Source organism: Pedobacter cryoconitis, assembly GCF_014200605.1.
In the GTDB taxonomy this organism is placed as follows: domain Bacteria; phylum Bacteroidota; class Bacteroidia; order Sphingobacteriales; family Sphingobacteriaceae; genus Pedobacter; species Pedobacter cryoconitis_B.
In genome coordinates, this window is record NZ_JACHCE010000002.1 from 1 (window position 1) to 15,401 (window position 15,401).

General features: G+C 39.6%; 9 protein-coding genes. 4 read left to right on the forward strand and 5 right to left on the reverse strand.

What is annotated here, in order from left to right; genetic code table 11:
- The first annotated feature begins 1,067 nt into the window (after positions 1-1,067).
- Positions 1,068-2,468 (forward strand): RtcB family protein, encoded by a 1,401-nt coding sequence (locus HDE68_RS06035; protein ID WP_183880002.1) that lies wholly within the window; start codon positions 1,068-1,070, stop codon positions 2,466-2,468.
- Positions 2,468-3,082 carry a peptide chain release factor H gene (gene prfH, locus HDE68_RS06040; RefSeq protein WP_183880004.1) on the forward strand — a complete coding sequence of 205 codons (615 nt, stop codon included), beginning with the start codon at positions 2,468-2,470 and terminating at the stop codon, positions 3,080-3,082. The genes HDE68_RS06035 and prfH overlap by 1 nt, the downstream gene beginning before the upstream one ends.
- A 37-nt stretch (positions 3,083-3,119) precedes the next feature.
- Here the strand turns inward: prfH and HDE68_RS06045 are convergent, their stop codons facing one another.
- The 4 genes from HDE68_RS06045 to HDE68_RS06060 form a co-directional block, all read right to left on the reverse strand.
- Entirely contained in the window at positions 3,120-5,429 is a 2,310-nt protein-coding gene (locus tag HDE68_RS06045; RefSeq protein ID WP_183880006.1) for a Tex family protein, read from the reverse strand.
- A gap of 141 nt (positions 5,430-5,570) precedes the next feature.
- Positions 5,571-6,557: a pyruvate dehydrogenase complex E1 component subunit beta gene (locus HDE68_RS06050; RefSeq protein ID WP_183880008.1), complete on the reverse strand. Its 987-nt coding sequence runs from the start codon at positions 6,555-6,557 to the stop codon at positions 5,571-5,573.
- A gap of 105 nt (positions 6,558-6,662) precedes the next feature.
- Positions 6,663-9,572: a PD-(D/E)XK nuclease family protein gene (locus HDE68_RS06055; protein WP_183880010.1), complete on the reverse strand. Its 2,910-nt coding sequence runs from the start codon at positions 9,570-9,572 to the stop codon at positions 6,663-6,665.
- Position 9,573: 1 nt separating this feature from the next.
- Positions 9,574-12,837, reverse strand: coding sequence for a UvrD-helicase domain-containing protein (locus tag HDE68_RS06060; RefSeq protein WP_183880012.1), 3,264 nt, complete (start codon positions 12,835-12,837; stop codon positions 9,574-9,576).
- A gap of 137 nt (positions 12,838-12,974) precedes the next feature.
- Here HDE68_RS06060 and HDE68_RS06065 point away from each other — a divergent pair, with 137 nt between their 5' ends.
- Entirely contained in the window at positions 12,975-13,523 is a 549-nt protein-coding gene (locus HDE68_RS06065; RefSeq protein WP_183880014.1) for a thioredoxin family protein, read from the forward strand.
- Position 13,524: 1 nt separating this feature from the next.
- Here the strand turns inward: HDE68_RS06065 and HDE68_RS06070 are convergent, their stop codons facing one another.
- Entirely contained in the window at positions 13,525-13,965 is a 441-nt protein-coding gene (locus HDE68_RS06070) for an RrF2 family transcriptional regulator (RefSeq protein WP_183880016.1), read from the reverse strand.
- A 214-nt stretch (positions 13,966-14,179) separates the two neighbouring features.
- Between HDE68_RS06070 and hmpA the strand changes: the two genes are divergently transcribed.
- Positions 14,180-15,391: an NO-inducible flavohemoprotein gene (hmpA, locus tag HDE68_RS06075; protein ID WP_183880018.1), complete on the forward strand. Its 1,212-nt coding sequence runs from the start codon at positions 14,180-14,182 to the stop codon at positions 15,389-15,391.
- Positions 15,392-15,401 lie beyond the last annotated feature (10 nt).

Here is a 15,401-nt window from a genome sequence, read left to right on the forward strand (position 1 = left end):
CACAATCCTACTTTACAGCCTTTCAATCCTCAGCACTCATCTTTTTCACTGTTTCCCTTCCTCCGAAGCGGGATGCAAATGTAGGAAAATTTAACCACAAGCCAAACAATATCCCACTATTAATTGTATGCTTAACCTAACTGCATGGTTTACAACCATAAAAACTTTAAACCAATTCAACAAAGAAAGAATATTTAATCGAATACCCGTATTCGACCTTGCAAATTCTTATACCATGCTATTTAAATCGCATAATTTATACCAAATACCATTCTGGTATAATTAACTCAAAAATCTTAATCAGATCCAATAGGGGCCAAAATTACAAGCACTATATTCAAGTTATGCCTAACAAATACCAGAAACAATGTTTAACCAATATTAAACCTATACACTCCTTATCATTGATACGGGGTTGAAACATAGTCACAATATAGTCTAAGAATACCTTTAACATTGCCTTCCCTATTGCCTGACCCCGATTCTACCTGACTTGATTACGGTTTTGTACTGATTTTGCTTTACCTCATTATCTGATATTCCCTGATCTGTTTTACCTGATCAAATCCTATTTCTCATTCTGCCTTATATACTATCTATAAATACTCTAGCTAAAACCCCACTGAACACCTCTGTACTTCGTTAATTAAATCCATTATCTGATCCACTGTCAAACAATAAAAAAATAAATTGGGCGCAATCAATTTTCTTATGATACCTTTGTACCAATTCCTTATGGTTTAATCATTTTAAAATTAGGAATCATGACAGAACAACACTACATATCGCCCCTATCGCTCATTGCCTAAATCAGGCTGACGTTTATTCCTATAATTAATATTTTCCGGAATGATACAATTGATTATAAAAACATAGTCAACGCAATTCGTCTGCCTTAGATTCAGGTATTTCATCGAAATTCTAAAGGGGAATTATCCTTTAACAGGATCAACTTTGAGTTTTACCAGGTATCAACAGGGAAATTCAACTCATATCAATATCAAAGCCGCACAAAATCAGGAATTTTTATTCCCCGTTTCCGGCAATAAGCAACAATTTAAAACGCAATGAGCAATTTAAAGACAAAAGAACTCAGTAAAATGGGCTATACCAATGATCAAGCGAGAAGTCTGGTCATTAATACCATATCTAAACACTATAAACATCATTCCATAGCTGCCATTACTGAACTATTAACCCATATTATAAATAACCCGAAAGATTACCTTAATCATGAACATCTGGGCAAGATTGCCGAAACACTTACAGGAAAAACAAAATCACGTGATTTTGAAGCATTTTCCCTTTTACCACAACCTGGTCCCTATAAAGTTTATGGGACTAACGAAATAGATACAGGCGCAAAAAAACAAATGCAACTCGCTATGTCACTCCCTATAGCTTTGCAGGGAGCATTAATGCCAGATGCACATACAGGCTATGGCCTGCCAATTGGAGGGGTTATAGCGACTGACAATGCAATTATCCCCTATGCCGTTGGTGTAGATATAGGCTGCAGGATGTCACTTTCTATTATTGATGAGCCTGCCAGCTTCTTTATGCGCTATAGCCATCAGCTTAAACAAGCACTTAAAAACCACACCCATTTTGGAATGGAGGGATCACTGGATGTTCAGCCCTACCATGAAATACTGGATAGTCCTGTTTTTAATGAAACAGAATTTTTAAAACGCCTGCAGGGAAAAGCCGCCAGACAACTGGGAACTTCAGGCAGTGGAAATCACTTTGTCGAATTTGGGGAAATTGAATTATTCGAAAATAACTCCATGAAACTGCCTGCAAAGAAATACATGGCGCTGCTTTCACACTCTGGCAGCAGAGGTCTGGGCGCTAATATTGCAGGTCATTATACGCAGATTGCAGTAGAAAGATGCAGACTTCCAGGGGAAGTACAAAAGCTGGCATGGCTGGATTTAACAACAGAAGCAGGAATCGAATACTGGATCAGCATGAACCTTGCAGGAGAATACGCAAAGGCATGCCATGATACAATTCATCAGACGCTGCTAAAATCTCTTGGGCTGCAAACTTTAGTGAACATTGAAAATCATCACAACTTCGCCTGGAAAGAAAAACTGGCAAATGGACACGAAATGATTATTCACCGTAAAGGAGCAACACCAGCACATGAAGGAGAAATGGGAATTATTCCTGGAAGCATGACTACCCCAGCTTATCTCGTATCCGGAAAAGGAGCCAGTTTATCACTTAACTCTGCATCACATGGTGCCGGCAGAGCAATGAGCAGAACAAAAGCAAAGCAGAATATGACAGCTTCGTCCCTTAAAAAAATACTGAACAATGCAGGAGTAACATTAATTGGCGGTAGTGTTGAAGAAAGTCCAATGGCTTATAAGGACATAGAAAGAGTCATAGCGGCACAAAAAGACCTCATTGAGGTACAAGGTAAGTTTTTACCAAAAATTGTTAGAATGAACAGAGACTAATGAAAAGCATTATCATACAAATTTCCTCAGGGCAAGGTCCTGAGGAATGCTGCAGAGTCGTAGCAAAAGTACAGGAAATGCTGATCAGGCAGGCAAAACAGTTAAATATACAGATTGAAGTACTTGAAAATATTAAAGGTGAACTCAACGGAACCTTACGTTCTGCTGTTTTACTGGCAAAAGCCGAAGAACTATCTGACTTCATCAAAGAATGGCGCGGATCAATTTTATGGATCGCAAAAAGCCCGTACCGCAGTTTTCATAAACGTAAAAACTGGTTTGTTGGCGTAGAAATCTTTGAAAGTCAGGAAAAACTGAAATGGAACCCTAAAGTAATAACCATAGAAACACTCAGAGCTTCAGGACCAGGCGGACAAAACGTAAATAAGGTAGAAAGTGCGATAAGAGCGACACACAAACCCTCAGGTTTGCAGGTATTAGCTATGGATACCCGGTCACAACTTCAAAACAAAAAACTTTGTCTCGAAAGACTGGAAAAGAAAATAATGGCATGGCAAACAAGCCAACTGATTGATGAACAGCAATTACAATGGCAAAACCATGCAAACTTATCCAGAGGAAATCCTGTGAAGACTATAACTGCTAATTTATAATTATAGCAGGGCTTAAAAGACAGCCCTGCTAAATTTTCTATTTGAATTTATTTCTCAAAGCTTCCAGCTTTGTCTGCAAATCGCCTTCTGGCTGTGCTTTCACCTGCTGTGGCTTTGGCCGGTTATTTTGAGGTCTGTTACCTGCGTCCCCCCTGTTATTTTCAGGTTTTCTGTTAGCGGCAGGCCTTTCTGTCTTATTACGTGCAGCTGGCTTAGGCGCATTTTCGCTTTTCATCGATAAAGAAATACGTTTTCTAACTACATCAACTTCTTTCACCGTCACTTCTACCTTCTGACTAACTTTTACGATATCATTAGGATTAGCCACAAATTTATCAGCAAGCTGACTGGTATGGACTAAACCATCCTGATGTACTCCTATGTCAACAAAAGCACCGAAATTGGTAATATTTGTTACGATACCAGTCAATTTCATACCCACTTTTAAATCATTGATTTCATTCACACCCTCTGTAAAACTGAATGCTTCAAAAGCTTCCCTTGGATCTCTTCCTGGTTTAGCCAGCTCGCCCATAATATCATTTAACGTAGGCAGACCTACATTTTCACTGATATATTGCTGCAACTTAATCTGTTTTTGAAGTTTTACATCTTTTAAAAGTTCATCTACAGAATGTCCTAAATCTTTTGCCATCCGGCTAACCAGCTCATAACGTTCCGGGTGTACACCACTTGCATCCAAAACATGCGCCGCATCTCTGATTCTTAAGAAACCTGCCGCTTGCTCATAAGCTTTATCACCCAAACGAGGAACTTTCTTCAAACTCTCGCGGTTTTTGAAAGCACCATGTTCATTTCTGTAAGTCACAATATTTTGTGCAAGCTGTGGTCCTAATCCTGAAACATAAGCCAAAACTTGTTTAGAAGCCGTATTTAATTCTACACCAACCGCATTTACACAACTCATTACAGTATCATCCAGTGATTGCTGAAGTTTAGTCTGATCTACATCATGCTGATATTGTCCAACACCAATAGATTTAGGATCGATTTTAACCAGCTCTGCTAAAGGGTCCATTAGCCTGCGGCCAATAGAAACTGCACCACGAACGGTAATATCCTGCGTTGGAAATTCTTCGCGGGCTACTTCAGATGCAGAATAAATAGATGCACCATTTTCATTGACCATCACGATCAATACACCAGGCAGGTTCAGACCTCTGATAAAAGTTTCCGTCTCTCTGCCTGCAGTACCATTTCCGATGGCAATAGCTTCCACTTCATGTTTAGCACATAGCTTTTGGATAGCATCCGCAGCATTTTTTATATTTCCCTGTCCGGTATGCGGATAGATTGTTGTATTCTCTAATAATTTACCTTGTCTGTCCAGACATACCACTTTACATCCTGTACGGAAACCAGGGTCTACTGCCAAAACATTTTTCTGGCCCATTGGTGCAGCAAGTAATAATTGTCTCGCATTTTCAGCAAAGACACGGATTGCTTCTTCATCAGCTTTCTGTTTAGCCAGCAAGCGAAGTTCTGTTTCCATCGCTGGTCCCAGCAAACGTTTATAACAATCATGTAAAGCCAGTTCCACTTGTTTAGAAGCAGCTCCGTTACCATGAATTAGTTGTTTTTCTAAAATTTCGATTGCCCCATCCTCTTCAGGCATCGCCTCTAATTTCAATATAGATTCATTTTCTCCGCGTCTCATTGCTAAAACACGGTGAGAAGGCGCAGATTTCACCGATTCTTCCCACTCAAAATAATCTTTATATTTTATCCCCTCTTCTTCTTTTCCTTTAATTACCGAAGACTTCAATACTGCCTTTTGCTGAAAATATTGACGCATATCGGTACGTACCTCAGCATTTTCATTGATCATTTCGGCAATAATATCCCTTGCACCAGCCAAAGCTTCTTCAGTATTGGCTACACCAAGCTCAGTATTCAGATATTTAGCTGCTTCTTCATCAGGATTTAATTTTCCCTGCTCAAAAATCAGGAGCGCTAAAGGCTCAAGTCCTTTACGTCTTGCTTCTGAAGCTCTTGTTTTCCTTTTCGGTTTGTAAGGAAGATAAATATCTTCAATCGTCGTAATGTTTTCTGCCGCATTGATTTGAGCTTCAAGCTCTGGTGTCAGTTTACCCAGCGTAGTTAGTGCTTTCAGAATAGCTTCACGTCTTTTATCAAGTTCACGCAATTGCTGGAAACGGTCACGAACCGCAGCCACCTGTACCTCATCTAAGCTTCCGGTAACCTCTTTACGGTAACGGGAGATAAATGGTACAGTTGCTCCTTCATCTAATAATTCAATAGTTGCAATAACCTGTTTTTCTGAGACTGCTAATTCTGCAGCAATAATCTTTGAGTGATTATTCATGTTAAAATATTGGGTGAGGTTTTAAGAAACGACAAATAGCCGGTTCCAATGAATTTAAATTTCTTTCAGGGTAAAGGTAAAAAACAAAAAATCCCGCATGGGGTTAGCCAGCGGGATTATATATAAACAATTCTTAATAACTTATTTTGTTACGTACATTACTTCTTTCACCGCTTTAATTACACGTTCAGCATTTGGTAAGCTGGCAGCGATTAAAGTTGGTGCATATGGTAATGGTACATCAGCACAAGTAATACGTAAAACTGGTGCATCTAAATGATCGAAAGCATTTTTTTGTACGTTAAAAGCAATTTCAGAAGAAATAGAAGCCAATGGCCATGCTTCTTCAACAATTACTAAACGGTTTGTTTTCTTAACAGACTCAATGATTGTATCATAATCGATAGGACGTACAGTACGTAAATCGATTACTTCAACACTGATTCCTTCTTTAGTTAATTCTTCAACAGCAGGATTAACAACACGGGTCAGCATTTTACCAAAAGTAACGATCGTTACATCAGTACCTTCCTGAGCGATTCTTGCTTTTCCGATTGGAAGGTAATATTCTTCTTCCGGAACTTCACCTTTATCACCGTACATTACTTCCGACTCCATGAAAATAACTGGGTCCGGATCAATGATAGCTTGTTTTAATAATCCTTTTGCTTCGTAAGGAGTTGAAGGAACAACAACTTTCAAACCTGGACAGTTTGCATACCAGTTCTCAAAGTTTTGAGAGTGCTGTGCACCTAACTGACCTGCATTACCTGTTGGACCACGGAATACGATTGGAATAGAAAACTGTCCACCGCTCATGGATAACATTTTTGCAGCTCCGTTGATAATCTGATCGATTGCAACCAGGGAGAAGTTGAATGTCATAAATTCTATGACTGGAATTAACCCATTCATTGCAGCACCAATACCGATACCGGTAAAACCAAGCTCAGCAATTGGGGTATCGATGATACGTTTGTCACCAAACTCATCAAGCATTCCCTGACTTACTTTGTATGCACCATTGTATTGCGCAACTTCTTCGCCCATTAAGAATACGTTTTCATTCTTACGCATTTCTTCGCTCAAAGCTTCACGCAAAGCTTCTCTAAATTGAATCTCTCTCATTGTATATTCAAATGTTAACTGCCGGCAAATATAACTATTGTAACGTAATAATAAAGTTTGTTTTAATTACATTACAAAGCGATTATTATTATTGCTATTGTTGCCCTACTTCCCGCAAAGGGACAAATAAGGACAATATGTACAATTATCGACTATTGTTGTATGTATAAAAGGGATTTCAGGATTAAATAGTTCCTCCAGTTTTTCTCTTAACAGCCTGCTAAAATCTATTTTCAGACTTTCTAAATGTTCGGCCTGCAACTGTAATTTCCTGCCTCTTCCCTCAGAAAAGTTAAATAATGTACCCTCTTTCCTCATCTTACGGATCAGATACAAATTAGGCTCCATCCCGGTTATCCCTCTGGACTGTTCATAGACATAAGTGTAAAAAAGAGTTTGGATCAGGGCTTTGTTCTGTTTATCAGTTTCTGCATCAAAAATCTCTTCCAGAGAACTATATTGAAGCTCATCACGCCCCGTTTTATAGTCAACGACCCTTGTTACCCCATTTTTCTGATCTACTCTATCTATAATCCCATGTAAAGTAACCTGTCTTTCTACACCAGCGACACTGATCTTAAAATAAATTTCATCTTTGCTTTCCAGCCCTATAATAGAAAATGGGGCTTCTTTTTCGTCATGGTCCAGAATTACATTGGCATATTCAGATACAATGGCCAAAACCACCTGCTGCATTCCATTTGCAGTCAGAGCCTGTTTTTCATCGTCATACATCACCTTCACAAAAGCTGTTTCAGCTAACCTGGGCAGATATTTCCGCTGTTCAACAATGCGTTCTTTAGTAATATAAGGGCTTTCTGTTTTTAGTTCTTCATAAAATTTCTCCAGTACAAAATGGAGCATTGAACCAATATAGTTGGCTTCCAGGTTCTCAGAGAGTTCTTTTGGCTCTTCTATTTTAGCGATATATTTATAAAAAAACTGAACCGGGCAGTTGAGATAGGTAGTCAGGGCCGTTGCCGAGATCCTTACCGAAGGGTCCTGCTGATCCAGATACAGCCCTAAACGTTTTAATATTTCTCCTTCTTTTTTAACATTGACGGTGACCGGATGCTCTGTTGCTACAGCCTGCGACTGGTCATAATAAGTAAAGCTATGACCACTTTCAAACTCCAGCTGTCTTAAAAACCTGCTTGGTTCACCTGTGGTATTGTCATCTGCCTGACCATTATAAACCAGGCTTATTTTTCTTGAACGCTGCAATAACCGGTAAAACATATAAGCCGATATCGCATCCTGATTTTCAAGTACAGGCAGGCCGTAAGCTCTCCTGATGCTATCGGGAATAAAACTTGGCGAGGCGCTGACCTGTGGTAAAATACCTTCATTAACGCCTAATATATAAACATGATCAAAATCAAGGCTCCTGCTTTCCAGTAAACCCATAACCTGTACACCTTCCAAAGGCTCTCCGCTTAAAGGAACAGCAATCCCCTGTACCGCTTTTTGGATCAGTGATAAAACAAAAGGTAAAGGTAACCGGGAAGTAAACTCTGCAAGTGTATCATGTAAGCGGTTTAACTCTTTAATCGTGGCAATAAATAAGTCTACCTCGGTCTGTTTTAATGTTTTCTCTTCTACCTGCTGCGTTAAAACTAATTTTAAAACCTCCTGAAGATTGACAATGGCAGAAGTCCCTGTATTTCTTTTTGTAAAAAATAAGGCTGCTAGTTCTCCTGAGCGTTGCAATAAAGGAATATCTACCTCAACTAATTGCTTATTTAAGATCTCCAGCTGTAAAGTATTCCGTGTTTCCTGCGAAATACCTACAAGCGGATGTGATAAAAATGCTTCTACCTCTCTATGGTTTACAGTATCTTTTTTTCCGCTGGCTAATTGTGATTGTACAGAAAGCCATATATCTGCCAGTCCAAAAATAGAGGTCGCCAGCAAAGGATAACCCATGGTAACGTTCAGTTCTACAGCTAACCGCTTCCCTTCTGCGTTGTAATGCGTAGGAATAGTCTGCAAAACAGGCAAGAGTAAACTTTCATCTGCAAGGATTAAAGCTATTTTACCTGCATTATCTGCGTCTTCCAGTATAGGGTAATCTTCTTCCAGTTCTTTTTGCAGGATTTTTGCCTGTGTGGTCTGTCCTTGTGTCTTGTAGACTTTAATTTCTTTTTTCTGCGCTTTAATCAGGGGCCTGCTCTGACCAAGCGCATTAGGTAAACCCAGCCTTTGTATATTTTTACGGAGGAATAATCCCGCTTCCTGGGTATCATCCTCCATATAATAAGTATCTGTATCAAAATAGAAAAGTGCTTTTTCAGCTTCATTCCAGCGTTTGAAGATGGCAGCTTCGGCATTGCTTAAGGCATTAAATCCGGTAAATACTAATTTACCATCTGCAAAATCATCAATAAAACCAGGCTTTTCTGCAGTTCCATTAGCCAGCTTCCGATATACATGTGCCATAGAAGTCAGCCCTTTTTCGGCCAGCGCCTGATGGAAACCACGATATAACTTAGGCATCCTGCGCCACATCCTGATAAACTGCTCCTGGTGATTTTTCTGTTTCCCTGTGGAAAACGATGTCCAGAACTGCTCCAGAAATTGCTGCTGTTCTATTGTGAGATGCTGAAAATCCTTTTCAATGACGGCAATATCTTCCAGTTCTTCAAATAGCTGATCTGAATTGACCAGATCATTATCAATCTGTGCAAAGTCACTCAGTATAATCCTGGCGACAGGATAAAAGACATCAGGATTAATTTCTTTTGCCCCCTCAGCTTTCAGCAGTTCGTTGTATTGCTGATGCAGCGTAAAAAACTGCGTAAAGCCATCAGCGATCAGTAAATCTGTAGAAAGTGCAAAAAATTCCTGAATTGTATAAAACGACGGACTCCAGAAAGGTTTGCCTATGGTGTCTGCCAAATGATGCTGTAAATAAGATACAGGTCTTTTATTGTTAAATATTACAGCAGAATTGTGCAGTTTATTCCCTAACCTGCCTACTAAATCTTCTGCAACTTCTTTTAAAAATGCTTTCATCTTAAACCAGAATCAATTCGCCAATTGTGGCATAAAATAAATAGGTACTTACTTTCGGATAACCCATTTCCTGCAAAAGACTACGGTAACCATGTACTTGTTTCACATGGTTGCGGCTTTGTTTTTTTGTAAACTTATAATCAATCACAATCACTTCATCTTTTGCCGTAAACAAGACTTTATCAGGGCGGTAACTTTTACCTGTAATATCTATAATGCTCTTTTCATTGATACTCTGAGTACTATTCAATAATAAATTCTGAAGATCAGCATGCTGCAAAACATTAATAGCCTGCTTTTTGAAATCTGCAATCTCTTTTTCTTTAAAAAAGCCTTCAGTTAACATCTGGCCTAAAACCTCGTCCACTTCGCCTGTATCCGCAGCGCGGGCCAATACCTCATGTAAGATACTTCCTTCACGTCCGGCACTATCATTTAATAACATATCCAGCTCTTTTTTTCTGAGGTCACTATTAAAAACTTCGCTGAGCCTTTCTGATAAAGGATATTCTTTCAGGTTGATCAATACCGGTCCGACAGGTTTTGCCCCTCCACCAGAATTTTTTTTCACCACTTCTTCTTCCAGGAGAAATTTCCCGTCAGCAGTCAGCTGGTCTTCAAATATCCTGATCAGCAAATCGCCAATAGTACTGACGGTATCAGTCTTTTTTCCTAAACAACTAATATATAAATATTCCTTAGTCCGGGTAGTGGCTACATAAAGCATATTCAGCGCATCCATATTATTATAAAGCAATTCTTCATAATAAGGAATGGCAACGGCCGATGCCCCTAAGCTGGAAGTAAATTTCAAAGGAATACTCTGCAACTGATGATATGGGGTATTTGCAGCAGGTACCCAAAAGATAGTATTGATTTTACCATTGATATCCCAGTTACAAAACGGGATCATGACTACTTTAAAAGCAAGCCCTTTAGATTTATGAATTGTAATGACCTGTACTGCATCTGTACTTTCGGACGAAGGCAGTGTTTTCCGGCCTCCTTCTTCTTTCCAGTATTTTAAAAATGAGGTAATCCCTTTTTCACCCTGACGGCCGATATTCCCTGCAAGATCCCTTAAAGCAAATAAATAAGGCAGATGACTGGAATAAGCAGCTTCGTTCAGGCCATAGGCCGAAATCAATTTCTCCAGTAACTCTGGTAAAGGCTGCTGCATCCAGCTGCGCCAGTTCTCACACAAACCAGCAGGTAATAGGTCTTTCAGTTCTTCCAGCTGTTTACTCTTCAGGTTAAATAAAGAGGCAGGATCAAGCGTCCGCTGTTGCAGCTGTGCATATAAACTGATACAATTTGCTTTATATAAAGCCGTATTGGCCGGCATCCCTGCCATAACCATTAAAGTATCAATCAATATTTTTACTGCCGTATTGTTAGCAATCAGCAGTGCTTCGCCCGAAATCACATTGATGTTATGCTCCATCAGGATATCCACTACTGCAATCGCTTCTGAATTGGAACGGACCAATACACAGGCATCACCTGGCTGATAACGTTTTTCTTCTACCAAAAGCCTTTTAAGGGTTTCAACCATTTTGCGCAGGGCTTCTGCTTTGAAGCTTGTTTTATTTAATGGGGCGTCGTTTTCATCTGTTTTCAGTACATTAAAATCTATTGTGCCGCCATCCGCTGTCCTAGTTGTAAGCTGCTGTTCTGCTTCTGCATAAACATCAGTGATGATATGGTTAAAGCCCTTTTCTTCCCACCATTCATTCAAAGCAAGCTGGGCTGTCTGCCCTTCTACTGTACTATTAATGTTTCTCTGCATTAATATAGGCAGGGCTTTGAACAGAATATTATTAAAGTTGATAATGTTTTTGGTACTTCTGTAGTTTTCTTCCAGGCTGGAATCTACTACATAAGCACTACCTATATCTTTTTTTGCCTCCTGGTGAAGAATATTCCAATCTCCATTACGCCATCTGTAGATAGATTGTTTGACATCTCCTACAATCAGGTGGTCGATCAGTTTACCATTTGCTTCTGCCAGCGCATTTTTTAACAAAGGCCTGAAATTACCCCATTGATTAGCCGAAGTATCCTGAAACTCATCAAATAAAAAGTGACGGTAACGGCTGCCGGTCTTCTCCCATATAAATGCGGGGTTATCATCGTCATCGCCAGTAATCCCTTTCAGAAGATTCTGTGCATCACTAATCAGTAAACTTCCGCTTTCCTCTCTGTAGGTTTTCAATAAAATGGCCATCTCCTGCATCAGGCGCAGGTAATATAAATTCTTATTAAAGGCCTGGGCGAGAATATAATCAGGCAATCCTTCCGTATAAGTTGTATACAGCTTTCGGATCACCGGATTCAGGGCATCATATAAAGAGGTATCACTTCCTGGTTTAAACCATTCATCCGGTTCATCGATAAGTTTGGCTAAGCTTTCCAGTTTAGCGAAATCCTCCTTTTTTTCCAGGTCAAAGTCTTCATCCACAATCTTTTTTAAATTATTAAGCGGAGACCTGGATTTTCCTTTCAGGTTATCCGGATTAATTCGCGAAGATTCAAAAATCTCCAGGGCTTTTGCAGATAATTGCTTAATTGTATCCTGAAACAGTTTAATCTGTTTCTTAGTGTCTTTATGGTAATTGCCGAACAGTGCATTCATATCGGTATGCTGAACCAATTCCTGGATCGCATTGTCGAATGGCTGATAGCGTTCTTTAAAAATCTCCCCTGCAAGATCTGTCAGCTCAGATCTGTAATTCCAGCTTATATTATTACTGATCCTGTCTAAAGCCAGGTCAATGATCCATTGCAATAAATCTGGATTAACATCTAATTGTTCATCCAGTTTATCTGCCAGTTCATTTTTCACCTTATCAAGGTTCATCTCCAGTTTATAACCGGAGTCAAGTCCAAGTTCAAAGGCAAAGCCCCGGATTACTTTCTGGACGAAACCATCAATAGTACTTACTGAGAACCGGCTGTAATCGTGGAGGATTCTTTTATAAATTCTGGCTGATTTCTCCTGTAATGTGGCTGCATTTAAATCAGGGTGTGCCTGTAAAACCAGTATTCTATAGTCATCGACGTCCTGATCTCCCGTAGCAAAGCCCCTTAACACTTCCATGATACGGGTTTTCATCTCTTCGGTAGCCTTATTGGTAAAGGTCACCGCAAGTATCTCCCTGTACTTGGTTTCACCAGACAGTAAGAGTGTTAAGTAATGTGCCGTAAGGCTGAATGTTTTACCTGAGCCTGCCGAAGCTTGTAATATTTTGAGTGGTTGAGGCATTTGGTGAAGTTAGGACATTTTTTAAACAGACTCTTATCATCTCATGACAATTTCCTTTCAGGAATTGTATACATTTAGGTTTCTTTGAATTTAGCTTAAAAATTCAAAGAACAACAAAATTATTAAAACGATTGAAGATGAAGAAACTATCATTAGTTCTATTAGCTACACTGGCGATTTCGACCGCAACCTTTGCACAGGCAAAAAAAGTTACAGCACAAAAAAAAGAAGTAAAAGTAAAGGAAGAAGTAAAAATATATAATCCTGATGCGGATGCAAAGGCAGATATTACTGCTGCTGTAGCCAAAGCTAAAAAAGAGAAAAAACATGTATTCATCCAGGTTGGCGGAAACTGGTGTTCATGGTGTATTGCCTTTCATCACCTGGTAGATAATACGCCAGCTTTAAAAGCGTATTTGAATGACCATTATGAGACTGTACTGGTAAACTATAGTAAAGAAAATAAAAATGAGGCTATCATGGCTAGTCTGGGTTATCCTGGCCGCTTTGGTTATCCGGTTTTTGTAATCCTTGACGGTGATGGTGAGATATTACACATCCAGAACTCAGGTTATCTGGAAGAGGGAAAAGGACATAGTGCAAAAAAAGTGACTGAATTTCTTCAGGGCTGGACTTATGAAGCTTTAGATCCGGCGACTTATGCTCAAAAAGACACTAATAAATAAGTTATTTCTTTAAGGATAGCATTCCATTCATCAGTTCATCGTTGAACTCTCCAATTTTAGTTTCATGGAGCATAATATGAATCTTATTTCTGATATCCTTAAATTCATTATGCAATGGGCAGGGGTTAACCTCTGAACATTGCTTGAGGCCTAAACCGCATCCATAAAAAATATCATTTCCATCTACAGCTGCGACAATATCGCTCAGTGGCCTTTCTAAGGAGGCACTATCCAGATAAAACCCACCATTGGGGCCTTTTGTAGACTGCACAATTCCCCTGCGGCTTAAATCCTGTAAGATTTTTGCCAGGAATGGTTCAGGCGAATCGATCCCTACTGCAATTTCTTTAATGCCTACCCGACCGGTTTGTCCGGCTGTTCTGTGTGCAATAAAGAAAACTGACCTGATTGCATACTCACATGTTTTTGAAAATATTCCCATCTCTGATTGTATAACAAAGATAACAATAAATTAACCATAGAATGGTTGTTCATTTTTAGTCATTAATCTCAGACTGAATACAAAAATAATAAAAGACTATTTTATCTTTTATTATTTTTCACTACCTTTGACCTAACAAATCATACCCCTAAACCCATTTCAGCTGCAAAGGCGCAGCTAAATAAAAGACAAAAAGGTATTTATATATTTTATTATGACTGACGAACAAAAAAAACTCATCACAGCGACAGTACCAATTTTAAAAGAAAACGGCGTTTTATTGACTACACATTTCTATCAGAGAATGTTTACGCACAATCCAGAGCTCAAGAATATATTCAACATGGGAAATCAGCAGAGCGGGAAACAACAAACCGCTCTGGCTATGGCAGTATTAGCCTATGCAGAGAATATAGCCAATCCTATGGTTCTGCTCCCGGTGGTAGACCGCATTGGGCATAAACATACCAGTTTAGATATACGTCCTGAACACTATATCATTGTTGGTAACCATTTAATTGAATCCATTAAAGAAGTTTTAGGTGATGCGGCAACCCCTGCAATAGTAGACGCCTGGGTCTTAGCCTACCAGCAACTGGCCAAACTGATGTCAGGCCATGAGGCACATCTTTACGAAAACCAAACCCAGCAAACCAATGGATGGACAGGCTGGAGACCTTTTAAAGTGGGCAGAAAAATAGTAGAATCAGCCGAAATCACTTCCTTCTACCTCTATCCTACCGACGGTGGAAAAGTTCCTGCCCATCATCCTGGTCAGTACCTGAGTGTGCGTACCTTCCTTCCTGACTTAAACTTAAAACAAGCGCGTCAATACAGTATTTCAAGTGCTCCCAACCACGAATACTACCGCATTTCTGTTAAAAGAGAAAAAGGCCGGAACATAGATGCAAATGGCCTGATCAGTAATCACCTGCACGATTACGTCAACCAGGGCGATATCATAGACATCACCTCTCCGGCAGGAAATTTCGCGCTTACAGAAAATCCAACCGCACCAATAGTTCTGATTAGTGGCGGCGTAGGTCTTACCCCGTTGATGAGCATGCTTCAAAGCCTGACAGAAAACGATCACAAACACCCGATTACCTGGTTACACGGTTGCAGGAATAAATCAGTTCACGCATTCAAAGATCAGTTAAATCAGATCACTACCACAAAAAGCAATGTAAAGCAGCATACCTTTTATAATGTCGTTACACCCGAAGATATCGCAAACGGTATCCTGGAAGGTCATCTGGATATTAACAGCATTCCAGAATTACCCAATCATCCGGACACAAGTTATTTCATCTGTGGCCCATCAGCATTCATCCAAAAACAGTATCAGGATCTGCAGGACATTGGAATTGACAAAAAATCAATCTTTTTCGAAGAGTTCGGTCCGCAGGTGCTGCAATTAAGCTAACCCAAAGGCT